Raw genomic sequence first — 24078 nt, forward strand, 5'->3', positions numbered from 1 at the left:
AACGCGGGGAATACTCTTATTGTATCCCCCGCAGGCTTTATTGTCAAGCGATATAAGTAGATGCAGCCGTTGAGCCGCCGCGTCCTGTCCAGTTGGTGTGGAAGAACTCGCCGCGGGGCTTGTCAACGCGTTCGTATGTGTGAGCGCCGAAGTAGTCACGCTGCGCCTGGAGCAGATTCGCCGGCAGCCTCTCGCTGCTGTAGCCGTCGAAGTAGCTCAGAGCCGAGCTCATTGCCGGCATCGGAACGCCCATGTTCACCGCTGCCGTTACAACGCGGCGCCATGAATCCTGAGCGCTTTCTACCGCGTCCTTGAAGAACGGGTCAAGCAGCAGGTTTACGATCTCGGGGTTGTTCTCGAAGGCTTCTTTGATTTTGCCCAGGAACGCCGAGCGGATAATACAGCCGCCGCGCCACATCAGGGCGATTCCGCCGTAGTTGAGGTCCCAGCCGTATTCTGCCGCCGCCGCACGCATAAGCTGATAGCCCTGCGCATAGCTGACGATCTTCGAGGCGTAGAGTGCCTTGCGCAGGTCCTGTATCATCTGCTTTTTGTCGCCGTCAAAAGCAGACTTCTGCTTGTTGATAATCTTGGCGGCCTGTACGCGTTCTTCCTTGAGTGCCGAGAGGCAGCGGGCGAATACAGCCTCGCCGATGAGTGTCAGCGGCTGGCCGGCGTCGAGTGCGGCGATTGCGGTCCATTTGCCGGTACCCTTCTGGCCGGCGGTGTCGAGGATCAGGTCAACTACAGCGTTGCCGTCTTCGTCCTTGTAGCCGAGTATGTCGCGTGTGATTTCGATCAGGTATGAGTCGAGCTCGCCTTCGTTCCATTCGCTGAATACATCGTGCATCTCTTCGTTGCTCATACCCAGGCCTTCTTTCATCATCTGGTACGTCTCGCAGATCATCTGCATATCGCCGTACTCGATACCGTTGTGCACCATCTTTACAAAGTGGCCTGCGCCGCCCTGGCCGACCCAGTCGCAGCACGGCTCACCTTCGTCGGTTTGAGCGGATATCTTCTGGAATATAGGCTTGACAGGTTCCCACGCCGCGGGGCTGCCGCCGGGCATGATAGAAGGGCCGGTGAGTGCTCCCTCTTCGCCGCCGGAGACACCGGTGCCGATGTAGAGCTTGCCCTTGCTCTCGACGTATTCCATACGGCGGATTGTGTCGGGGAAGTGCGAGTTGCCGCCGTCAATGATGATGTCGCCGTCGTCAAGAAGCGGCAGAACCTGGTCGATGAACATGTCAACGGGTTTGCCCGCCTTGACCATGATCATTACCTTACGCGGTTTCGCCAGTGAGTCAACAAACTCCTCAACGCTCATAGCGCCGATGATGTTTTTGCCTTTGGCACGTCCGTTAATGAAATTTTCCACCTTTGAGGTTGTACGGTTGTAGCATGCCACGGTGAAGCCCTTGCTTTCCATGTTAAGGATCAGGTTCTCACCCATCACCGCCAGGCCTACAACGCCAATATCTGCTTTTGCCATTTTTAAGTTCTCCAAATTTAATTTTAATTTTATTTTTTTGACAGGATTACAGGATAAAAGTTATGAGTGAAGAGCTAAGAGTGAAAAGTTATGGAATTCGCTACGCTCATGGCTACCTCAATTCTTAATTCTTTTCACACAAATCGTTCTTTATACGCCCACAGGCCCATGCCGGGGTTTGAGATGTAGAATATCTCTTCGCCGTCAACCATGTTGAAACCGTCTTTGAGTTTCTCGGGGTTATAGCGGGCCGCCATCCGGTCAAGGTCGGCATATTTGAAATTCACGCTTTCTATCTGTTCACGGGTTAAATGCCCCGGGCAGTAGGTTACGCTGAAACGTCCCTCGCTTGAGCCGTGTATCAGATGCGCTGCGGCGCTGAGGTTGCCCTTGAGGTCGTCGGTGCTGTCAACAAGCTCAAGCACCTTCTTTGTGCCGACATAGCCGTACTTGCGGATAAGCCGGTCGATCTCTGGATCCTCGCCGAACTCGTGAAGCCCGGGAGCCAGAACGATCAGCTCGCCGCCGTCCGCCATCGCCATTCGTGTTCGGTAGATACTCTTGTTGCCCAGCCAGGTGCTTTTGAACTCTTCGGCCTCGAGATATACAACCGCTTTTTTCAGCGGCTTATCGAGCATCTGAAAATTGGTTTTCAGCGAAAGATCCGCCGCGAGGTTGAAGCACTCAACATCGTCTCCGACAAAGAGCCCGCGGACGGCCTGGCCGGAATCTGTCGCTGCCACGACTGTTTGGACATAGACTATCGGCAGGTGCGAGGCAAAATTGTCCGAGGCATAGTTGAGCACGCGGCGTACAGGCGTATCTGCCCGTCCCATCATGCGTTCCATGCCGTAGGCTGCTCCAAGGAAGTGGCTTTTGTTGATGCCTTCCGCGCCGCCGGTGCCGACGAATATGTTTTTATTGTAGTTTGCCATGCCGACAACCTCGTGGGGCACGACCTGGCCGATTGAGAGTATCAGGTCAAACCCGCCCTCTGCCAGCAGCTTTGCCACCTGTGCCGGCCAGTCGAAATCAACACGTCCTTCGCTGACCTCGCTGATAAACTCTCCGGGCACAGTGCCGAGCGTTACAATCCCGTTTCGCCAGTCATGCACACGAAACAGCCCGTGCGGCACGCCGGGGAACATGCGGTCCATCTCGGCCTCTGTCATGGCGAAATGCGTACCCAGCGCCGGCAGGATATCCGTTACCGTCTCGCCGTAATACTGCCATGCCAGCTTTGTCAGCTCGCCGGCACGCGAATAGAACCGTGTGATATCCGGCGGCACAATCAGCACCTTTTTACGCGGGCCCAGCTTATCAAGAGCCGCGTAAAGGCCCGCCTTGAGGTCTTCGCCGGAAAGCCGGTTGTCTTGAGAGCCATTTTTATAGTAAAGCATATTTTCCTCTGATTTTTCTATCCGCAGATTTTCGCAGATTATTTCTTCGCAGGTCGGCCATCCCTGGCCGACACTAAAATATGCCAACCGTCCTCGGCCGACATTAAAACAGGTCAACCATCTCCGGTTGACATGAAAATGACAAGCGGGGATGCTTGCCCTACTTAACTCTTAACTTTTTAATCATGTCTATTTTATTTATCTCAAATCTGAAATATCAAATTTCAAATTGAGAAAATTCGTGAATTTTCTCTACAATCGGGCCACAGCCCGGGGCCGCTCACTAATGCCTATTGCCTGCTGCCTAATGCCTGCTTATCACACTCCGCCGAAGGCGCTGTATCCGCCGTCAACGGGCACTACTACGCCGGTAACGAACTTCGCCGCCTCGCTTATCAGCCATATTAGTGTTCCGCTGAGCTCTTCTGCCTCGCCGAACCTGCCCATGGGCGTATGGTCAACGATGCTCTGGCCGCGGGGGGTGAAATCGCCGGTCTTCTCGTCTGTTACGAGGAATCTGTTCTGATCAGTTATAAAGAACCCCGGCGCGATGGCGTTGACGCGTATCTTGTCAGAGTAGTTCTGGCACATATGCACCGCCAGCCACTGTGTAAAGTTGCTCACCGCGGCCTTGGCGGCAGAGTATGCCGGTATCTTGGTCAGCGGCTTGAACGCGTTCATGCTGGAGATATTGATGATAACTCCGCTTCCGGCATCTGCCATGACCTTGCCGAAGACCTGCGTCGGCAGGAGTGTTCCCAGAAAGTTCAGGTCAAAGACAAACTTGATTGCTTCTGCGGGGATGTCAAACAGCGGCATATCAGGGCCTGTAGTAGCGGATTTATGGTTCCCGCCGGCACCGTTTATCAGGACATCACAGCCGCCGAATGCCTTCATTACTTCGTCTTTGGCGGCAATGATCGATTCCTTGTCCAGCACATCGCACTTGACCGCGACGGCATTTCCGCCGACTGAACGGATCTGATGGGCGACTTCTTCGGCGGCGTCGAAATTCCGGTCAAGTATCGCCACGTTGGCTCCTGCCAGCCCTACAGCTCTGGCCATCGAGCCGCAAAGCACGCCGCCGGCTCCTGTTATAGCAATGTTCTTTCCTTTTACGTCAAATTCGTTCATGGTTCATTCCTCTTTAAATAGGCGGTGGTAGAATAAATACCGCAAGAAATTAAAAATTTAATTTATCGACACTCGAAATAATTATTATTCTATCAGCTTGCCAAACAAAATCCAACCTTTTATTATTTAATTTATCACGTTTACAATAAAGAGTTTACAGGCATGTCGAAATAATTCAAGGCGTTTTGTGCAGATAGTAATGATGGATTTTGTAAAATGCCTGTTGAGCACTATCTTCTCACTGCTGAGGCGGTCTAAAATCATTTAGGGAGTGATGTTTTTTGTTTTTTTCTTGTAATTCCTGCTGAAACAAGGAATAATGATTAAAGTGCCAAAGCGATTTTCTAACAGATTAAAACAAGGAGAGAAAAATGAAAAAGACAAGCATCGTCACTGCTGCCCTGTTTCTTGCCGGAACACTAACAGCCGGACTTAATATCACACTAAGTGATTTGCAGACGGATTCAATGGGGTATTATTATGAGTACGAGCTGACATACGCCGACATGTACAACACCTCGCAGTTCTTCAGCGATTTGGATTCCAGCTCCAACATCTCTGTTTATACGGCGACCAGCAAGTATCCACGCTATATCTATGCCGACACCGGCACCAACGCAGCACAGCTGGAATATACATTTGATTTTTCAAACATCACCATCGGCTCGGAAAACTACAGAGCGGGAATCAAGAGTTTTGATATACGTGACAGCCTTACAATGTCAAATAATGGCGTGGGGACTGAAGAATCAACCGCTTTTACAGGCTGGAGCATCAACGGTTATAATTATAATACAATAGCTCAGGGCGCAACCCCCAGCCACGGCACGGAGACTTTTCCCGGAACAACTTCAGTTGGTTTTGGTGGATTCATCCAGAAATTCTACTACAAGGTAGAGTTCACAAACAGCAAGGGCGACTTTAACGGTTTTGATCAGCAGCTCAACCAGTGGAACAGTCAGACATTCTTAACAGATGATTGGTTTAAAGTAACTGTACGCCTTGACCTCACCGCACCGGAGGGTACCTATGACGGCGGAAGCGGGTTTTATGCAGATCCATACCAGATAGCCACACCCCAGCAGCTCGATGCGATCAGGTATTATCCGCAAGACTGGGACAAATATTTTGTCCTTACCGCCGATATCGATATGAGCGGCTATTCGTATGACACCGCCCTGATAGCCTACGATACGGTTTCAGGTAATTCTGGTTTTGACGGTGAACAGTTTACTGGTAACTTCAATGGAGATGGCCATACTATCAGCAACCTGAATCTCGGCTCGGATAACGCTTCTTTTGCAGGTCTTTTCGGAGAGGTTTACAGCAGCGGCGAGATATCAAACCTAAACCTCGAAAATGCAAGAATTAAGGGTAAATATGCAGGCTGTGTGACCGGTTCTAATCTGGGCAGTATCAGTAATTGCAAAGTTAACGGCAGCGTATGCGGGGCTAATACGATAGGTTTAATAACCGGTTACAATGATGGTCCAATTGAAGACTGCTCAGCGGAAGGTACATGTACAGCAAAGAGTACGGTTGGCGGAATATGCGGGGTAAACTGGGGATGGATTCGCCGGTGCAGCTCAAAGGGCAGCTTCACAGCTTTGGTTACAGGCTGCGGCGGGATTTGCGGCAGCAACAGTATGCTGCTGGAGAATTGTCGGGCAAACGCCAATGTATCTGCGGGAACCTATGCGGGCGGAATAGCCGGTTTTAATAGTTATTCAAATTTCAGAAATACTGAAATCAATAATTGCTATTCAAACTGCCGGGTGGTTGTTAGTGACAATGATGGTGTAGCCGGCGGCTTTACCGGGCAGAATGTGTCAACTGTAATCAATTGCTACAGCGCATCAGAGGTATGTGTCCTGTCAGATAGTTTTACAGGTTTTATAGGAAGTTTTGCAGGCCGCGACGACTCTAATGAGACTGAACCGACGGCATCATACACAGCCTGCTTCTGTGATTGGCAGGTTGCCGGTCTAACTGATGCAGTGGGTGATTCCGGAGGCGGCGTATTTCCTGATCCCGATCCTTTTGGAATAGTATCCATGAATACCACAACTCTTAAGGCAAAAGTTTTCTACACATCCAACGGATGGGACTTTGTCGGCGAGAGCGTTAACGGAGATGAAGATATCTGGAACATCATAGAAAACGAGACTTATCCTCGGTTTGCGGACGAATGTATCGCTCCGCCTGCGGGAGATATTAACGGCGACTGCGTATATGATATGCTCGACATGGCACAAACCGCATCGGGCTGGCTTGATTGCGGCATGATAACACAAAATATGTGTCCTTAAATTCAAAAAAAGTTTTTATAAGAGGAATGAGCTATGAAAAAGACAGTATTATTAACAACATTGCTTACCTTTTGCAGCGTAATTTTCGCAGGGCTGACCATTGACCCCGGAGATATTCAGTGGAGTGAAACAGATGGGCATTATTACGAATACACGCTGACGTATGCGGATATGGCTTCCGGCTCACTCAAGTTTCAAAAAGACACCGAATTCGCTTCAAATGTCGAGGTTCAAGACCCCATAAGCGGAAACCGGTACGTACAGGCTGCAGCCGGCACTAACATAGCTCAATTCGGCTACGAATTTGACTTCTCTAACGTACAGATAGCCTGGGGGATACATGTTCACGATGTGGTGATAACGTCTGTCGAACTGCGAGACAAATTCACCCTCTCAAATAACACCTTCCACAGTGAAGCCACTTCAGCGGCATCAAAGTACAGTTTCAACGGCAGTACATTTACCACTTTTACTACAGCCGCGACACCATATTCGGGAAGTCAAACATTTTACGGGAATGATACGATCGAAGCATCTGGTCGGCCCGATTCTTTCTATTATTCATGCCGATTTGTCAATAGCAAGGGAGATGCCAACGGATTCGACCAACATCTCAATCAGTGGAATCCGCAAGGTACGCTCTCAAAGGACGGTTTCAAAGTTAAAATATACCTGGATCTGAGAGCCCCTGCCGGCACTTATGACGGCGGAGACGGCAGTGCGTCCAACCCTTACCAGATCGCTACAGCCGCTCAGCTTGACGCGATGGGAAATTATTCCAGCGACTGGGACAATTCTTTCGAGCTCACCGCTGATATCGACATGACCGGCTGGGATTACAATCTGGCACTTATATCTGCTAATGAAATTGAGGGACAAAGTTATACCGGTACAAAATTCAGCGGTTCATTCGATGGAAACGGCCACACAGTGAGCAACCTGAAAATATCAGCCGAAGGTGACTATGCATTTGTAGGATTATTCGGATATATTGACGAGACAGGCACAATTGAAAACCTAAAACTTGACAACGTGCACATCAAGGGATTGCTCTATTGCGGAGGAATATGCGGAATTAATAAGGGCGACATAAACAACTGCAGAGTTGCCGGAACAGTAGAAGCTCAGGAAGATGCTGGTTTGTTTTCCGGATACAATCATACTGAAGGAAGTATTACGAATTCTCACTCAATCGGATACTGCATCAGCAGTCTCGATTTTGCCGGTGGTTTTACCAGCTATAATTATGGCACTATAACCGGTTGCTCATCAGGTGGATATGTTACAGCAAACCGGTTTTCAGGAGGTTTTGTAACTGTTAATGAGGGCACAATAGAAAACTGCTTCACAACAGCAAATGTACATGCAAACGAACATGCCGGCGGTTTTCTTGTTGAAAACGATGGAATCATTAACAACTGCTATTCGAGAGGAATTGTATCGGTTCTCAATGATAGTCTCATAGCCGGCTTTACCGCAGCAAACTTTGGGGTTATATCAAATTGCTATACAGCCTGCAGATTGATACTGCCCTATGCTTTCGGCGGCGGGGCAGGGGGCTTTTGCGGCAGTGATGATTCTAATGCAACCGGCGGAACCGTAGATGCAGAATATAACTCATGTTTCTGGGATACAACCACAACCGGCACAAATGACGGCGTGTATAACTCCGGCGGAGAATCTCAGCCGGAAGCCGATCCTGCCGGAATTACCGGACTTTCCACCGCAACAATGATGGTAAGCGGTGTATATACAAGCCAGGGCTGGGACTTTGTCGGCGAGACCGCTAACGGTACCGATTATATCTGGAACATAATCGAGGGCCAAACCTACCCGCGGTTTGCGGACGAATGTATCGCCCCGCCGGCAGGCGACGTCAACGGCGACTGCGTATATGACATGATTGATATTGCCCAAACAGCATCCGGCTGGCTTGAGTGCGGCATGATAACACAGAACATGTGCCCTTAGGCGGCCGCCATGGTGTATTCAAACTGATTAAACAGGCCTGTGGTAGTCGTCGATTGTGGATGTTTACCGGTCTCGAAATAAAATTAAATAAATAGAAATGGTTCAACTATGAAGTTCTTTGCAACACTGGTGTTTTTTGTACTGTTTACGACATCTCTACCGGCGGCAATTACTATCACCGCCGGTGATATACAACAGGATGACGATGGGTATTACTATGAATATGAGCTGACCTACGGTGATATGGCAAACTCCAACAAGCTGTTAAATGATGCGTATTCCCATTCTAATATATCTGTAATTGCTCCTGCAATTATGCGATCTGACAGATATATTGTGGCAGATGCCGGCGAAACAAGTGCAGCGATTGTGTATGAGTTTGACTTTACCTCTGTTATCGTAGATGGTTTAATTCTAACAATCAAATCTGTAGATATACGCGATACCGTAACCATGTTTAACAATGCTTCCGGCAACGAAACCTCTACGGTTGCAACTAAGTGGAGTGTGAATAACAGTTCTTATACAACCTTGAGATCTGTTTCAACTCCTGCCAGTGGTTCAACCACTTCCCCCTTCACAACATTGGAGATCCTGACCGGTCAAGATCAGAAATTTTATTACCGTGTAAGCTTTAGCAATTCCAAATACGATGCCAACGGTTTTGATGCCGGTTTGAACCAGTGGAACAGGCAGGGAAACACTTCCAGCGATCATTTTAAGGTTACGGTACGTTTTACAGGTACCGCACCTGCGGGTACCTACGGGGGTGGCTATGGCACGGATGCGAGCCCTTATCTTATAGAAACTCCCGCTCAACTTAACGCTATGAATTCGTATCCGATCGACTGGGATAAGAGCTTTAAACTTGCAGCCGATATTGATATGAGCGGCTATAAGTACTGATATGGAACGACCTTTGTCAATAGTTTTAATGAGATTATATTTACTTTTTTTTAAATTTTACATATCTTATTTTAATGACGCATGATAGCGTGGGATTCTTCGACGTTGATTCAGTCTGATATACGTGGATTAGCTTTTGGCCAGAGCCGACATTGAAATACTCCGTCGCAAACCTTGCTTTCTACGGGCATGAGTCAGACTTACCGATAAGGCATATCTGTCATATAGGACAATCGCAAGTGGTTTTTTCGTACCCACGCCACCATTTGTCATGTTTTTCTGTATTAAATTTTAAATGTTTTTTTCCCAGGGTGATAAAAAGTATATGAACTAAACTTTCTGCGGCTGAGCCTGTTTTCTTGCGTAATACTGGGTTGCTGTGAACCATATGAACCCGGCCAGCTCTCTGGCAACTGCGATGTTGGCCTTTACCAGAATCTTGCCCCTGGCCCGAAGGTACCTGTGCCGGTAACTCAAACGCTGCCCGGCCCTGTCAGCTATTTCTATTCCCCATTGCGGCCGGCTCTCTCTACGTTTTTTAAGGGCCTTAGATGGAACATATCGATGCCGGTAGTGGTGGGCAGTTTCATTGAGCAGCCGCCTTACCCGCTTATTGCCGGCCTTGGTTATCGGGCCTTTTTTTTCTGATTCTCCACTGGAGTCCTCTTTAGGGGTTAAACCGAGGTATGACATAAAAGCCGGGGCTGATTCAAAACGGGCAAAATCAAAAATTTCCACCAGAATGGATATTGCCGTGATGGTCTTGATGCCGTGAAAACAACTCAAAATACCTACCATTTCGCGGTAGTCATCCGTTTCTGCCAGCGCCTCAACACGCCGATCACACCTGTCGAGCCTTTCACAACAGTTTATGTACTGGGCGAAATATGCCTCAAAGACTTCATTCAGGGCGGGCTCTTCGAAGTTTATACCACGCAGCCAGGTTATATGCTTATCTGTCCAGTGATTGCCCTGATGGTAAATATAGCTATGACGATTGAGAAACTTGAGTATGTGATGTTGTGCTCTCTGGACATCCTTTCGGGCTGTCTCACGAAGACGCACCAGCTCTCTATCTGCCTCCTGTTTCTCATTGGGAGCGTGAACCTCGGTCAACAGGCCCGCACTGTAGTACTCCTGAAGCTTCTTTGCGTCCCTGCGGTCTGTTTTTATACGAACTCCGGGTTTTACCGGTACCAGAGATGGGGCGATTACCGCACATTTAAAGCCCAGAGCCTCAATCCTGCGCTTGAGAGAAAAGCCGCAAACGCCGGCTTCATAGCAGAATTCAACCGGCCCAGGTGCCTGACGGGCTATCTTTTTTACTGCCCGTTTAATATCAGAGGGCGTATTTTTGATTGTAAATTCAACAACATTATCCCGATCAGGGTATTTTATGGCAGCTTTATGTTGTTTTTTGTGTGTATCCATTCCTACATATGTTATAATATTGTTCATAACGACCGGTACCTTTCGTATTGTATGCGGCTCTGTTGCCACAGTGTAATAACCCGCGATTGGCAGGTGCTACGTACACCTTATCGCATAAACCGTAATTATCCGGCTTATGACGAGATTTGCAACCGTTGGGGCCGGTCGTTCCATATTTTCTACAGTGCCCTGGCTGCATTTGATATTTCCCCTACATCTCCTGCTTTCCAGGGCGTTAGCTTTACCGGTTCTTTTGATGGTCACGGGCACGCGATCTCAAACCTGAATATTGACAGCCCTGGTGATTTTGTCGGGCTGTTCGGCTACATTAATGAAGATGCCGGTGAAATACAAAATCTAAGTCTGAAAAATGTGAACGTCAAGGGCAGAGAGAGGGTCGGCGGTATCGCGGGAGATTCAGCGGCAAACATATATTCTTGCAATGTTGAAGGCAGGGTTACAGGTATTGATACTCTGGGTTTTATTGCCGGCATGAATTATGGTATAATAATTTCTTCGCAGGTTAGAGGCGATTTGATCGGGGGTGAAAATGTCGGCGGTATTTGCGGTGAAAACCATGGTTTGATCCAGAATTGCCATTCAAGCGGCAATGTTACCGCGACTCAGGGTCTTTGCGGAGGCATAGCAGGCGATAATACGAGCGATATTATTTTTAGCAGCAGCAACTCAAACCTTGCAGGACGTCATGTAGGTGGTATTTGCGGCTGGACTGGCAGTGGATACTACACCTATTCCAGGATACGAGATTGTTATGCAAATTGTACCATAGCTGTTACAGATGAGGACGGTGTGGCCGGTGGAGTGGCAGGATACAATTTCGAATCCATCACCGATTGTTACAGTGCATCAACCTTTGTCTATGGCACAGATTTCACCGGTTATATCGGAGGCTTTGTCGGTATGGATAACTCACTCAACCCTGATCAGACTGAAAAAGCTGTTTATGATGCCTGCTTCTGGGATTATAGTGTTGCTGGTGAACATCCCGGTGTTGGTTATTCACAAAGTGGTTCACTAATTGAAGTCGATCCTGACGGGGTATATCCCCGCAATACGACAGCAATGAAAACCATGTCTAACTTCACATCTTATGGCTGGGATTTTGTTGGTGAGACGACCAATGGGTATTCTGATAAATGGACCATTGTAGAAAATGAAACATATCCGCGGTTTGTAAATGAGTGCATCAACCCGCCGGCCGGTGATGTTAATGGTGACTGTGTGCATGATATGCTCGACTTTGCCGCAAATGCTTCAGGCTGGCTCGAGTGTGGACTGATAACACAGGACATGTGCCCGTAAATAGTTATTTTAAAATAATTTATACTGAAAACCGGTAAGAGTAAACGCTTCAGCGTGTTACGGTTAAAATCGCCCAAAAATGCAAAATCTGCGAGGTTAATGCAAGCAAAATAAAGCTCAAACAAGCGTTGATGACTATGAACGCCTGGGGCGTACACTAATAAATGAATACAAACGGAACATCTCGCCCTGCACTGGTGCTAATTCGATATAATATAAGTTTGACAAAACCCCTCATCTAATCTATAACATGGCCGACATATTTTAATATTAAATCAGTTCGGAGATAAACATGTTTAAACTTGATGGCAGCTGGCAGGAAAGATACAACGCCACTGCGGTATTTACGTTTCGGTGCAGATTTGCTGATACAGCTTTAGCGTTCTCAAAGTTTTTTCAAATAGCCGACAAGGCCGGTGTGCATACAAGCGATGTACAGATTGTCGATGCAGACGATACCACGCTTACCAGGGACATAAAATGCTTTTGCAAGAATGTTGCCGCAGCGGAAAAATTCAGCGGTATGCTTGAAGCGGAAGGTATTGAGGTTGTTGAGCTCATTGACAATGTGCTTGAGATTCACCGCCGCGGAACTATTGATATTGTCAGCCGCGTGCCGATCCAGGATTTGACTGATTTGCGTATGGTATATACACCGGGTGTGGCAGAAGCATGCAAGCTCATCGAATCACAGCCTGAAGCGGCCTGGGAGATGACCGGCCTTTGCGACCGTGTCGCGGTTGTAACTGACGGTACCGCGGTATTAGGCCTTGGCGACATCGGTCCGCTGGCATCACTGCCTGTAATGGAGGGTAAGGCCGCTATCTTCTCGGAGTTTGCCAAGGTAAGTGCTTTTCCTGTACTGATTAACAGCAAGGACCCAGATATAATTATAGAGACGGTAGAGCGGATAGCCGGCAGTTTTGGGGCTATTCAGCTTGAGGATATCGCCGCTCCGTCCTGTTTTAAGGTTGAGCAGGAGCTTCGGGACAGACTGGACATACCAGTATTCCACGATGACCAGCACGGCACCGCGACGGTTGTTCTGGCGGCACTTATAAACGGCTTACGCCGTATCGGCAAAAAAGGCAAAGACTGCTCTGTTGTCATGCTCGGCGCCGGCGCGGCGGGTTACGCAATATCAAAAGTCCTCCAACATTACGGCATTGGCGATATTGTAATCTATGACTCATGCGGCGCACTTTATGAGGGACGTACGGAAAAAATGAATCCCTGGAAAGAGGAACTTGCCAGGGTTACAAACGATGAAAATACGCAAGTCCCATTTGCAGAAGCATTTAAAGGCAAAGATATTTTTATTGGCGTCGCCAGGCCCAACATGGTAACCAAAGAAATGGTTGCGTCAATGAACAAAAATCCTATCGTTCTTCCACTGAGCAACCCTGTTGGAGAGATAACGGTAGAGGATGCCCTGGAAGCCGGTGCGGCTATCGCTGCGGACGGCCGCGGAATCAACAATGCCCTGGCTTATCCGGGTCTCTTCAGAGGCGCACTGGATGCTCGGGCGGAGGATATTACGCTTGAGATGCAGATTGCCGCGGCTGAAAAGCTGGCCCAAATCTCGCCGGAAGGCGACCTCCTGCCGGACATGATAGACCGCGGCACACATGAGCAGGTTGCCCAGGCGGTATCGCAGGCCTGGATAAATCGTAAATAATCGTCCCAAAAAGAGATACAAGCCCTGTTGGAGAGAGCCTGACGGGGCTTTTTCGTGTGTTGGGGCTGCATATAAAGAAAACTCTAAATTGAACATTTGCAGGTTTTTATGAGTATTTCGGATAGAGCACTTTGGCGAATAATAGACGCAAACTTCAACCGCGCCCGGGAGGGGCTGCGTGTAATGGAGGAGTATGCCCGCTTCGCCGCGGAATCTGTCCCGCTTACGCAGAGAATAAAGTCACTTCGGCATAGATTGTGTGCCGTTATTGAGAAACACCCGCGTGATGTCCTTTTAAACGCCAGAGACACCGATGGAGATATCGGCGCCGGCGCGGTTAATGAGTCTCAGATCAGCCGCGGCTCTTCCGAAGATATGTTTATCGCCGCCGCTCGTCGGGTTCCAGAGGCTCTAAGGGCGATAACAGAGGCGTTCAAAACCATTGACCCTGCATCGGCATCTGAGATTGAAGGGCTTCGATTTGAGGCGTATAAGTTAGAAAAAGAGATATGCCTTAGTATCTACGCGGCGGGGAAATTCAGCCGAGTAAGGCTGTATGTGCTTGCTGACCCGAGTCTTACGAATGACCTTGAAAGGTTTGTAAAACAGTGCATCGCCGGCGGGGCCGACTGCATCCAACTGCGGGCTAAGGGCTTTTCTGATAAATGTTTATGCGAAATGGCAGCCAGTGTAGCCGATATCTGCCGTGATGCAGGGGTATTGAGCATTATCAACGACAGAGCGGATATTGCTTTGACTGCGGGCGCGGACGGCGTTCATTTAGGGCTTGATGATATGAGTGTCAGTCACGTGCGTAAATTATCTTATCGTCCTCTCATTGTTGGAGTTACAACACATAACGAGGATGAGCTCGATGCCGCGGTCAATGCCGGCGCAGATTATGTAGGGCTGGGCCCGGCTTTTAAAACATCGACCAAGCCGCAGCTTCAGCCGGCGGGCCTGGATTATATCCGCCTGGCAATAACTAAACTCAAAGGCAGCGGCATTGGACATACTGCTATTGGCGGGATCACAGGCGATAACATTAACAGGCTGATTGATATTGGAGTAAAAACCGCGGCGGTGTGCGGCTGTTTATATTCCTGCGACAGCCCGAAAACTTTATGTACTGAGTTCAAAAGTTTGCTCGAAGGTGTGTAAGTTAAAGTGTTTTATAGAAAAATATTTGCCGCCGGGTAGCTCCAAAAATGCCTTTGGCGGGCTGTTAAGTGCCTTTGCCGGTTAGGTTTTTGTTAAATGTCAAAAATTCGCTTGACATAGCTATTTATGTATGCTTAAATGTAACGTGGCGATAGACGCCAAAAGAAGAATACGGAATTATGTTTAAAAAAGTTGAAGAAGAAAACGGTTTAACGGAAAGGGCGTTATGCATTAAATGAAGTGAATTAAAAAGTATTGAATGAAGGTGACACAAGTGAAGAACAAAGTTATGTCCGCAGAGGCAAGTTTTCCTGCGAGCATTCCTTCGTCAGTCAAATCCTTTGAATTGGTAGGTGATTCACCGGCTTTTAAATGCGTCCTCGACACGGCAAGTGTTGTGGGCAGCAGAGAATGTCCGGTAATTATTACTGGTGAAACAGGAACAGGCAAAGAAATGGTGGCCAGGATGATTCATCATCAAAGCTCCCGTGCAAAATCTGTGCTTGTTCCCGTGGATTGCACGACATTGACGGGGCAGCTCTTCGAAAGCCAGTTATTTGGTCACGTAAAGGGCGCATTCACCGGAGCTCACAGCGATTCATTAGGTTTTTTCCGGGCCGCTGAAGGCGGAACGGTATTTCTTGATGAAGTAGCTGAGATTCCTCTGGAGCTTCAGTCTAAACTTCTTCGCGTACTCCAGGAAGGCATAGTAACTCCGCTGGGTTCGACAAAGTCGTATCCGGTTAATGTAAGGGTTATCTGTGCTACTCACAGGGATTTACGCAAGATGGTGGATGATGGAAAGTTCCGACAGGATCTCTACTACAGGCTGAATGTAGTTTCTGTTGATTTGCCGCCGCTTCGCGACAGGGCCGCTGATGTGGTTCTGTTAGCAAAGCACTTCCTGGCAAAACAGTCGAATCTCTACGATGAAAGTCCGAAAGTTCTTTCACCAGAGGTGGTAAAAGCGATTAGCTCTTACAACTGGCCGGGAAATGTTCGCGAGCTTGCAAACTGCATGGAAAGAGCGTATGTTCTTTCCACAACAGAAGAGATCGGAATGGATTCACTGCCTGACGAGATCCGTAATTCCAGACCGGATGAGATGAGATATACCCATCCGGCCGCCGTACTCAATGACGGCTCGGCAGTTATGACTCTTGAAGAGGCAATGGTCTCCGCTATAAAAGCGGCGATGGTAGAATCCAACGGTGTAAAGACACTTGCGGCCGAAATACTTGATGTCGAAAGGCATAGGCTCAACAGGCTTATAAACAAGTATAATATTGAGGTTGCATGTGCGTGAAGATTAACTTTAAGTAGCAACTTACCTTGGCGGACGGCTCAAACGAGTCGCCCGCCTTTTTTTGTGCGCACGGCAGGTCATGCTTGCTTGGGAGTGTAAGCATCCTATGGGCCGGTAGTGTGAGAAGTCTTGGCTGTGAGGCCCCGCCTACTCGATATTCCGGTAAGTGTAATCGGTTGTTTATCTATGGTTATGATTTTAGGTGATGTGTTAGTGGATATTATTCCCCGGCCATAATTTGTAGAACTCCGCAAAATCAAGAATGTTTATCGTGTCATCATTTACAAGATCGTATTCCTGCGGGAAGTTCTCATTACCTTCTTTGACTTCCAGCCACGCGGCTGCCATACCCAAGAGCTGCGGTTTCCAGAAAGTGTATTCGGCTGAGAATTCATGGTAAAAAACGTCTGTAACCTCGCCATAGGTGCCGTTGTGGTCCTGGTCAAGCGTTCCCCCGTGAGCGGATGCTATATAAGGGCCGACCTCAATCGTATATACACCCTCGGCAGTCTGCATCGGGAAACTTACACGATAAATATTGGAGTAGAGCGGATTATCTATTCTTTCGATAGCCGATACCGTTAAAACACCTCCGGGACCTGTCAGGGTTATGTCATCAATGTCAAACGTTGACTCATCGACAGCCGTCGAGAACTCGATATCGATATAACTTACATACCCGTCGATGGTTCCCGTCGGTGTGACATTATCCAGAACGAACAGCTCTCCGCCGGTCTCATTGAGATATACAGTACCCACGCCGCCCGACTGGTAGCCGCTGCCGCCCAGGGCATAAATATTTTCCTCAGAGAGTGTTATATCACTTGAGCTTAAAACTGCGATACGTCCGCCGCTGCCGCCGCCGCTGTCTTCCTCGCTTACAACGTAGCCGTTGCCACCGTTTGCGGTAATCAGGCCTTCGCCCGAGACGCTGCCGGCTGTTACAAGGATACTCCCGCCCGAGCCGCCGCCGGATGCGCCATAGCTGTGCGAGCGTCCATTGAATCCATTGGAGGAAATTAAACCATCGTTGTTTAAACTCTGTGCTGCTTGGAGCCTTAGTGCACCTCCGCCGTATCCGCCGATACCGGCATATCCGTCACCGCCGCCCGAGCCCATTTCAATGGGAGAATACGGGTTTCCGTATGGCGATCCGCCGCTGTAAGGACTCTGCGGATTGCCTCCGTAGTTACCGTATCCGCCGCCGCCGCCACCGCCGTAGCCGTCGTTGCGTGTACCGGTTCCGGCTCCGGGGCCCTGTCCGTTCTTATAGCCCTTGCCGTCACTGCTGACAACACCGCCGGGCTCTACAGCGATATTCATCGCGGCTATATCGGCACTGGCGGAGATAACACCCTGATCCTCAACGACCAAATCGCCATAAGATTCTACTTTCAAGTAAGTTGTATCTGCCGGATGGGTCAGGATTCCGCCCGCCGCTACTGTAGTATCATAAAGTTTGAGCAGTGAAATCGGTGCGGGTTTTCCACCGTCTTTGACCAGAAGGCTGAACTGCTCGGTTGTATCAAAATGAGTAAGCCCTTCGGCGAGATTATTGTTTGCGACGGTAACCAGCTTAGTTTCACCTTTAAAGCCGGTTGCTATTGTACCTGCGCCGCCGATACGGCCTGTTGAACCGGTGCCGCCAAATGCCTGGAATTCTCCGGCATATGTGCTGCTGTCATAGTAAACAGCTATACGCCCGCCGCCGCCGGAGCCGCTGTCTTCTTCACTTACCAAGTGACCGATTCCGCCGTTGGCAGAGACGAGTCCCTCACCGGCAAATGAGCCGGCGTCTATCCATATGCTGCCGCCTGAGCCGCCGCCGGATGAGCCGTAAGAGTGAGCTCTGCCGTCAATTCCGTTTGCAGAAACGGTTCCGTCGTTAGTAAATTTCCCGCCCACACTTATGCGAAGCTTTCCTCCGCCGTAGCCGCCGATACCTGCGTATCCGTCGCCGCCGCCCGAGCCCAGCTCTGCCGGTTCAAGAACACTGCCGTATCCGATGCCGCCTGCATATGGGCTTTCCGGGTTTCCGCCGTTGCCGCCGTAGGCACCACCGCCGCCGCCGCCGTTAGTTTCGTTCCTGGTGCCCGTGCCGGCTCCGGGGCCCTGCTGATTGATATATCCTTTGCCGTTAGCTGAGATATTGCCGTCAGGCTCTACAACAGTGCCACCTGCGATGGTTATTGTCGCGTTGGCATGGATCAAGCCGCCTGTTTTTACGAGCATATCGCCGTGCATGTCTATATTTATATCTTTAGACTCAGCAGTGTGAGTAATGATACCGCCGGCATCTACCGTCACATCGTTAGCTGTCAGAAGCCCCACGATTGCCGGCATTGCACCATTAGCTACATGCAGGTCAAACTCACTTTCTGTATCAATATATGAACGGGTATTTGTATTAGCGTTGTTGTCCATTGAGACCGTGCCGTATGTGTCTGAATTATTTTTCATGTAAACGGTTCCCGCGCCGCCGCACCTTGAGGCGTGGCTGATGCCGCCGTATGCCGCAGCTGAGCCGGTGTAAGTGGATGAATCGTAATAGACTGCGATACGTCCGCCTCCGCCACCGCCGCCGTCCTCCTCGCTTACTTCATAACTCCTGCCGCCGTTGGAGGAGATGAGGCCGCTGCCGGCGAATGAGCCGGCATCGATCCAGATACTTCCGCCTGAGCCGCCACCGGAGGCTCCATATCCATGCGATCGGCCGTCAACGCCGTTAGCTGAAATAGTGCCGTTGTTCGTAAATGTACCGCTAGCAATGACTCTTATACGTCCTCCGCCGGCGCCGCCGACACCTGCGTATCCGTCTCCGCCGCCAGAGCCGAGGTCGACTGGTTCAGTGATAGAACCGTATGCTATTCCACCTGCATATATGCTTTCGGGTTTTCCGCCGTTTCCGCCGTAGGCTCCGCCACCACCACCGCCGTTGGTGTCCGTTCTTGTACCAGTGCCCGCCCCTGGCCCCTGCTCGTTTATATATCCCCTGCCGTTCGCTGTTATACTGCCGTCTGCTTCAACAGTAATGTTACCTTGAACAGTTACCGTTGGATTAGCGTTTATTGAACCGTTTGTTCTTATAAGCAGGTCGCCGAGTACAGTCATCTCTATTTCGTAAGTCCCTGCAGGATAGCTAATTGAACCGCCTGTTTCTACGGTTGCGTTGTTGACAGTTAATGGAGCCGCAAGCGCGGGCATTGCACCGTTGGAAACCACCAGGTCAAACACGGTTAATGTATCGATGTTTGAACGTGCGTTTGTGTTTGAGTTGTTGTCCATCAGCAGCGTGCCGTATGTGTCGGCAGCTTTTTTGGTGTAGATGGTACCTGCTCCGCCGCCCCTGTAGGCGTGGCTTATGCCGCCGTAAGCGGTTGTTGAACCCGCGTAAGTAGATGAATCGTAATATATTGCGATACGTCCGCCGCCTCCGCCGCCGCTGTCCTGTTCACTGACTTCATAGCCTCTGCCGCCGTTGGCGGAGATAAGGCCGTTACCGGTAAATGCGGCTGCGCCTAACCATATACTGCCGCCGGCACCGCCGCCGGAAGCCCCGTACCCGTGTGACTTACCATCAATACCGTTAGCGGAAATGGTACCGTTATTTGTAAATGTTCCGCCGGCGATGATTTTTATGCGTCCGCCACCGGCGCCGCCTATACCCGCGTAACCATCGCCGCCGCCCGAGCCAAGATCAGAAGGTTCTGTAATAGAACCGTAGGCAATGCCGCCGGCGTATGGGCTCTCCGGGTTTCCGCCGTTTCCGCCATAGGCTCCACCTCCGCCGCCGCCGTTAGAGTCGGTTCTGTCTCCTGTACCGGCTCCGGGGCCCTGTTCATTTATATAGCCTTTGCCGTTGACGTTTATAAGGCCGCCGGCGTCTATGACAACATCACCGGCGACTATGAGGTCAACCTCTTCGCCCGGGTAGTGAGTTATCTGCCCGCCGCTCATGACGTGGATACTGTTGAAATTATGCGTACCGGAAATAATCAACTGGCCGCTGCCGGTGACAACAATGTCCTCGCCGTCATAAGTGAAATTATCAGGCCCGATGGGGAAGGTTTCGACAATATCAATTCCATAAAGATTTGAAATAAACAGAATTGATATGCACACCATAAAAAAATGCGTTCCCATTTTACAAACTCCTCAATTAGTGTTTCTAATAGTTAATGATCATTTTGGGATTCCCCGCAATGGCATTTTACACATCTTGTTCACTACATTAATTTTATTTAACGTTTTTAACAAAGTCAATAACAATTATTTTGAGGATGATTGTTTTCAGCAAAACTGGCGATCTTTCTGTTTCGATAATGGAAAATGAAGCCGGCAGTCTCACTACAGTGAAGGCTTAGCAATGCTGTAACATCCTTTAAATAAGAGGGATAAAATAAGACAAAAACACCGTGACAGTGAAACAGCAGAAAAAGTCTTAAAAAAACCGATATAGCTTTCCTTGAAAAAAACTTATTGCAAGGGGAAAAAGATGTGTTTTTCTGTGCAGCTGTTACGCCGGCGGCTGAACAGTTTGGCGTTTATATGAGCTCAGTTTCAGGGATAACTTCGGTTTCTATAACCCGCATTGATTTCCAGAGCCCGCCCCTGAAACGCAGATAGAAGCACAGTCCCAGCACCGAAACAAACAACGTTAAAAACGTCCATGATGAGTATATCCCAAAGCCAAACCATGCGAATATCATGCTGGGAATGACCATCAGTCCCCAGTGAAGCGATACCGAAAGTATCATTACAAACCGTGTGTCGCCGGCTCCCTTAAGAGCGTTGGAGAATATAATATTGGCGGCATCAATAACCGAATACGCGGCGAGGAAGTACATCAGCTTTACGGCGATGTTAACGGTTTTCGAATACAGCTCGGGGTCTTTGGAGAATGGGTAAAGGCCCATCAGCATTCTGCCGAAGAAGATATAGCAGACCGAAATTAGAAGCATGTAGCCTGCGCAGACTTTGAAAGCTATCCAGACAGACCGCTCTGCGATATCCGGCTCGTTTCTGCCCAGATACTGCCCGACGAGTATGCTGATCCCGATTCCCAGGCCTATCATCGGCATAAACGCGAACATGTTAACGTTGAATACCATTGAGCTTGCCAGCTGCTGGATGGCTCCGAAGCGCCCGATTATCATCAGAAAGAAGCTGAAAGCCAGCATGTCGAGTATAAAGTGCAGGCCGCTTGGCAGCCCGTATCTCATCAGCTCTCTGATAAGTCTAACACTCAAGCCTCTGCCGTGGAGGGTGTTGAATTCTTTGCGGTTGTGCGGCATGAAGAAAAGATAGGCAAAAACAGCAAGTGCCGCGTACTCGGAGAGCACCGTTGCAAGGGCGGCGCCGGTTACGCCCATCGCCGGCAGACCTAATTTGCCGAATATCAGCAAATAATTCAGCCCTATATTCAGTATGCTGTTAAATATGTTTATCCACATCACAACCGATGTGATTCCCCGTCCGGAATAGAATGACGAAATCGCACGGGATATAAGCAGCGGCAGGCCTACATACAGCAGAGTAGAAAAATATTCTATCTCATATTTCTTTATTTCGCTGTCATGGCCGATCGCGTTGAAGATGATATCCTGCATCGGCAGGAAAACCATCATCGCCATCCCCATCACGATTGAGAGATATATTGCCTGCCATATTATGGGGCCGATATTCTCTCGCTGTTTTGCCCCGGTGTACTGGGCGACAAATGTGTTGGCATAGGATACGATTCCCAGAAACAGTGAGATAAGGGTAAAGTGGAAGATTCCGGCAAACATCGCGCCGGTCATGGCGTTTGGTGAGTAATTAGATAGAAAAAGTCTGTCCGTGAACATCCTCACGGTAAATGCGCTGGTGCTGACTATCAACGGAGCAGCGATTTTCATCAGTTCGCCGCAGCCGCCGGGCCCGCTCCAAAAATTATTTATAAAACCCTGTTTTGTAAGCATTTAGTGTTTTATGTCCGTTAAAAAAGGCCCTTATCCATTATTGAACAAGGGCCTTTGTGGATCTTAATTACTGGGAATGGTCAAACATTCATACCAGATATTTCGCATTCAAAGATCATTTTGTCATTAACAATACCCTGAACTACGGCAGTAAACTTACGGCTCTGGATCTTTGTAATCTCTCCGAGCAGGTAAAGCCTCTCGCCGGGAACCACGGTGCCGCGGAATTTGGCGTTTTTTATGCCGGCAAATCCGAGAAAGCCCTGGGTGCCAAAGATTCGTTTCATGCAGAAGCTCGACAGTTGAGCCGCGGCTTCAACCATAATCACGCCGGGCATTATCGGTCTTCCGGGGATATGCCCTCTGACCCAGAATTCGTTTTCTGTTAGATCTTTATATCCCAGAGCCTGACGGGCTTCTTTGTCGTACCAGACAACCGCGTCAAGCTGCTGCATTTCGTAATTCTGAGGATTGTATTTTAATATTTCATCCCGATCGAAGATTATATTGTTCTTATCAATCTGGGAAATATCAACAAGTAGTTTTGGTGGCATAGCCTCAATCTCCGCTCAAAAATTTACGAACGCAGTTCGAGTATCTTTGCCCGAATGTCCTGAGCGGCCTTTTTGACTTCCTGCATTTGTTTACGTACCCGGGTACCTGCGGCGTTATTCCCGCCTTCGGCCTTCAATACGTCATCTTCAATAGCTTCTACTAATTGTTTCAGTGTTTCAAATTCTTGCATGTTAAAACTCCATAGATATAATAACTTTGGATTAATAAAATACCGAATTAAGTCTTTTGTTATAAAAAGAACAATAATACGGCTTTAAAAACAATAATTTGCTCACAGCATAAAAAAACGAATAGAAAAAGCAAGCAAAATGTTGTATAATAAGTTTATATTTATGTTTGATGCTGTCTGGAATACCCGTTTTTTTTACCGTTTCACAGAATTTTGACGGATTTATTTCATGAATAAGCGGAAGAAAGAGGTAAAATGATAGTTATAAATGAATTCGAAAAGGCTCTCCCGAGCGAAAAGGGCTGGGTTGTATCAATAGGCAATTTTGACGGCCTGCATAAAGGCCACCAGGCAATCCTTAAAGAGGCTTGCAGGCTGGCTTCTCAGAGAAACACTCCCGGAGTGATGGCGATAACATTCGAGCCGCACCCAACAAAAATTCTCCGTCCTTCCAAGGCCCCCGTGTGCATAACTCCTATAGAACACAAACTTTATTTGTTTGAGAAGGCCGGCGTAGATGCGGTTGGTGTTGTGCATGATTCGTATGAGCTTTTGAATATGCCGCCTGAGAAATTTATAGATGAGTTTCTCGTAGGCAAACTCAGGCCGGCCGCTGTTGTTGAGGGCGAGGATTTTGAGTTCGGTTACGGCAGAAGCGGAAATGTTGACATGCTCAGAGAGGTTGGAAAAGATAGAGGTTTTGATGTTTTTACCGTTGAGCTGGAGAAGATGAGCTTTTCGCGCGGAGAATCCGAAAAGATCGCAAGCTCATTGATTCGGCATTTCATAGAAAAAGGGCGGATTAGTGATGTAACAGCCGCGACGGGGAGACCTTATCGGCTCATAGGCACAGTTTCCAGAGGCCGCGGCATTGGCAAAAGCCTTGGTTTTCCGACGGCAAACCTTGAGCCTGTCAGCCAGATGATACCTGCTGAGGGTGTGTATGCCGGCTGGGTGCAGGTTTCGCAGAGCCTGGAAGATGCCGGCCGGCAGGGGCGGCTAATCGAGGCGGTTTTCAGTTTGGGCCGTGCCAAAACCTTTATAACAGGGCACCCTTTGCTGATAGAAGCCCATATTCTTGAGGAGAATTTTTCAGAGAATCTTTACGACAAATGGCTTGCGATGGACTTTGTTGACCAGATTAGAAAGCAGCGGAGGTTTGAGAGTGCAGATGAACTTAAAGCTCAGATCGCAAAGGACTGCGCAGAGTCCCGCCGGATACTTGCAAATGCCAGGTTTAATTGAATTAAGATAGATAA

The 24078-nt window shown here is 48.9% G+C and carries 16 protein-coding genes; 8 read left to right on the top strand and 8 right to left on the bottom strand.

Annotated features, from left to right (window positions below; all coding sequences use genetic code 11):
• Nucleotides 1-43 precede the first annotated feature (43 nt).
• From gnd to SMSP2_RS13190, 3 genes are all read right to left on the bottom strand, one after another.
• Nucleotides 44-1495 carry a decarboxylating NADP(+)-dependent phosphogluconate dehydrogenase gene (gnd, locus tag SMSP2_RS13180; RefSeq protein ID WP_146684504.1) on the bottom strand — a complete coding sequence of 484 codons (1452 nt, stop codon included), beginning with the start codon at nucleotides 1493-1495 and terminating at the stop codon, nucleotides 44-46.
• 134 nt (nucleotides 1496-1629) lie between these two features.
• The gene (locus SMSP2_RS13185) at nucleotides 1630-2895 is read right to left on the bottom strand and encodes a nickel-dependent putative hexonate epimerase (protein ID WP_146684931.1); all 1266 of its coding nucleotides are present in this window, start codon (nucleotides 2893-2895) and stop codon (nucleotides 1630-1632) included.
• 318 nt (nucleotides 2896-3213) lie between these two features.
• Nucleotides 3214-4029, bottom strand: a complete 816-nt coding sequence (locus SMSP2_RS13190; RefSeq protein ID WP_146684505.1) for an SDR family oxidoreductase — start codon at nucleotides 4027-4029, stop codon at nucleotides 3214-3216.
• A 371-nt stretch (nucleotides 4030-4400) separates the two neighbouring features.
• Between SMSP2_RS13190 and SMSP2_RS13195 the strand changes: the two genes are divergently transcribed.
• The 3 genes from SMSP2_RS13195 to SMSP2_RS13205 all read left to right on the top strand — a co-directional run bounded on the left by SMSP2_RS13195 (nucleotide 4401) and on the right by SMSP2_RS13205 (nucleotide 9215).
• Entirely contained in the window at nucleotides 4401-6338 is a 1938-nt protein-coding gene (locus SMSP2_RS13195) for a M26 family metallopeptidase (protein ID WP_146684506.1), read from the top strand.
• Between the two features lie 33 nt (nucleotides 6339-6371).
• Entirely contained in the window at nucleotides 6372-8309 is a 1938-nt protein-coding gene (locus SMSP2_RS13200; RefSeq protein ID WP_146684507.1) for a M26 family metallopeptidase, read from the top strand.
• 108 nt (nucleotides 8310-8417) lie between these two features.
• Nucleotides 8418-9215, top strand: coding sequence for a hypothetical protein (locus SMSP2_RS13205; protein ID WP_146684508.1), 798 nt, complete (start codon nucleotides 8418-8420; stop codon nucleotides 9213-9215).
• Between the two features lie 330 nt (nucleotides 9216-9545).
• Here SMSP2_RS13205 and SMSP2_RS13210 read toward each other — a convergent pair whose 3' ends face one another.
• A complete protein-coding gene (locus SMSP2_RS13210) occupies nucleotides 9546-10673 on the bottom strand; it encodes an IS110 family RNA-guided transposase (protein WP_146683483.1) in 1128 nt (375 codons plus the stop codon).
• Nucleotides 10674-10739: 66 nt separating this feature from the next.
• On the opposite strand from SMSP2_RS13210, the gene SMSP2_RS13215 reads away from it, so the two are divergent.
• From SMSP2_RS13215 to SMSP2_RS13230, 4 genes are all read left to right on the top strand, one after another.
• The gene (locus SMSP2_RS13215) at nucleotides 10740-11969 is read left to right on the top strand and encodes a GLUG motif-containing protein (RefSeq protein WP_186804734.1); all 1230 of its coding nucleotides are present in this window, start codon (nucleotides 10740-10742) and stop codon (nucleotides 11967-11969) included.
• 292 nt (nucleotides 11970-12261) lie between these two features.
• Nucleotides 12262-13647, top strand: coding sequence for an NAD(P)-dependent malic enzyme (locus tag SMSP2_RS13220; RefSeq protein ID WP_222566360.1), 1386 nt, complete (start codon nucleotides 12262-12264; stop codon nucleotides 13645-13647).
• Between the two features lie 108 nt (nucleotides 13648-13755).
• The gene (gene thiE, locus SMSP2_RS13225; protein WP_146684510.1) at nucleotides 13756-14808 is read left to right on the top strand and encodes a thiamine phosphate synthase; all 1053 of its coding nucleotides are present in this window, start codon (nucleotides 13756-13758) and stop codon (nucleotides 14806-14808) included.
• Nucleotides 14809-15082: 274 nt separating this feature from the next.
• Nucleotides 15083-16114, top strand: a complete 1032-nt coding sequence (locus SMSP2_RS13230) for a sigma-54 interaction domain-containing protein (protein ID WP_186804735.1) — start codon at nucleotides 15083-15085, stop codon at nucleotides 16112-16114.
• 210 nt (nucleotides 16115-16324) lie between these two features.
• Here SMSP2_RS13230 and SMSP2_RS13235 read toward each other — a convergent pair whose 3' ends face one another.
• From SMSP2_RS13235 to SMSP2_RS13250, 4 genes are all read right to left on the bottom strand, one after another.
• Complete coding sequence (locus SMSP2_RS13235) at nucleotides 16325-20257, bottom strand: hypothetical protein (protein WP_146684512.1); 3933 nt, start codon at nucleotides 20255-20257, stop codon at nucleotides 16325-16327.
• A 401-nt stretch (nucleotides 20258-20658) separates the two neighbouring features.
• Complete coding sequence (locus tag SMSP2_RS13240) at nucleotides 20659-22074, bottom strand: MATE family efflux transporter (RefSeq protein ID WP_146684513.1); 1416 nt, start codon at nucleotides 22072-22074, stop codon at nucleotides 20659-20661.
• A gap of 80 nt (nucleotides 22075-22154) precedes the next feature.
• Nucleotides 22155-22628 carry a 3-hydroxyacyl-ACP dehydratase FabZ family protein gene (locus SMSP2_RS13245; RefSeq protein ID WP_146684514.1) on the bottom strand — a complete coding sequence of 158 codons (474 nt, stop codon included), beginning with the start codon at nucleotides 22626-22628 and terminating at the stop codon, nucleotides 22155-22157.
• Nucleotides 22629-22651: 23 nt separating this feature from the next.
• A complete protein-coding gene (locus tag SMSP2_RS13250) occupies nucleotides 22652-22819 on the bottom strand; it encodes a histone H1 (protein ID WP_146684515.1) in 168 nt (55 codons plus the stop codon).
• 255 nt (nucleotides 22820-23074) lie between these two features.
• On the opposite strand from SMSP2_RS13250, the gene SMSP2_RS13255 reads away from it, so the two are divergent.
• Nucleotides 23075-24064, top strand: coding sequence for a bifunctional riboflavin kinase/FAD synthetase (locus SMSP2_RS13255; RefSeq protein ID WP_146684516.1), 990 nt, complete (start codon nucleotides 23075-23077; stop codon nucleotides 24062-24064).
• Nucleotides 24065-24078: the final 14 nt, after the last annotated feature.

Origin of the sequence: Limihaloglobus sulfuriphilus (assembly GCF_001999965.1) — a bacterium.
Taxonomy (GTDB): Bacteria; Planctomycetota; Phycisphaerae; order Sedimentisphaerales; family Sedimentisphaeraceae; genus Limihaloglobus; species Limihaloglobus sulfuriphilus.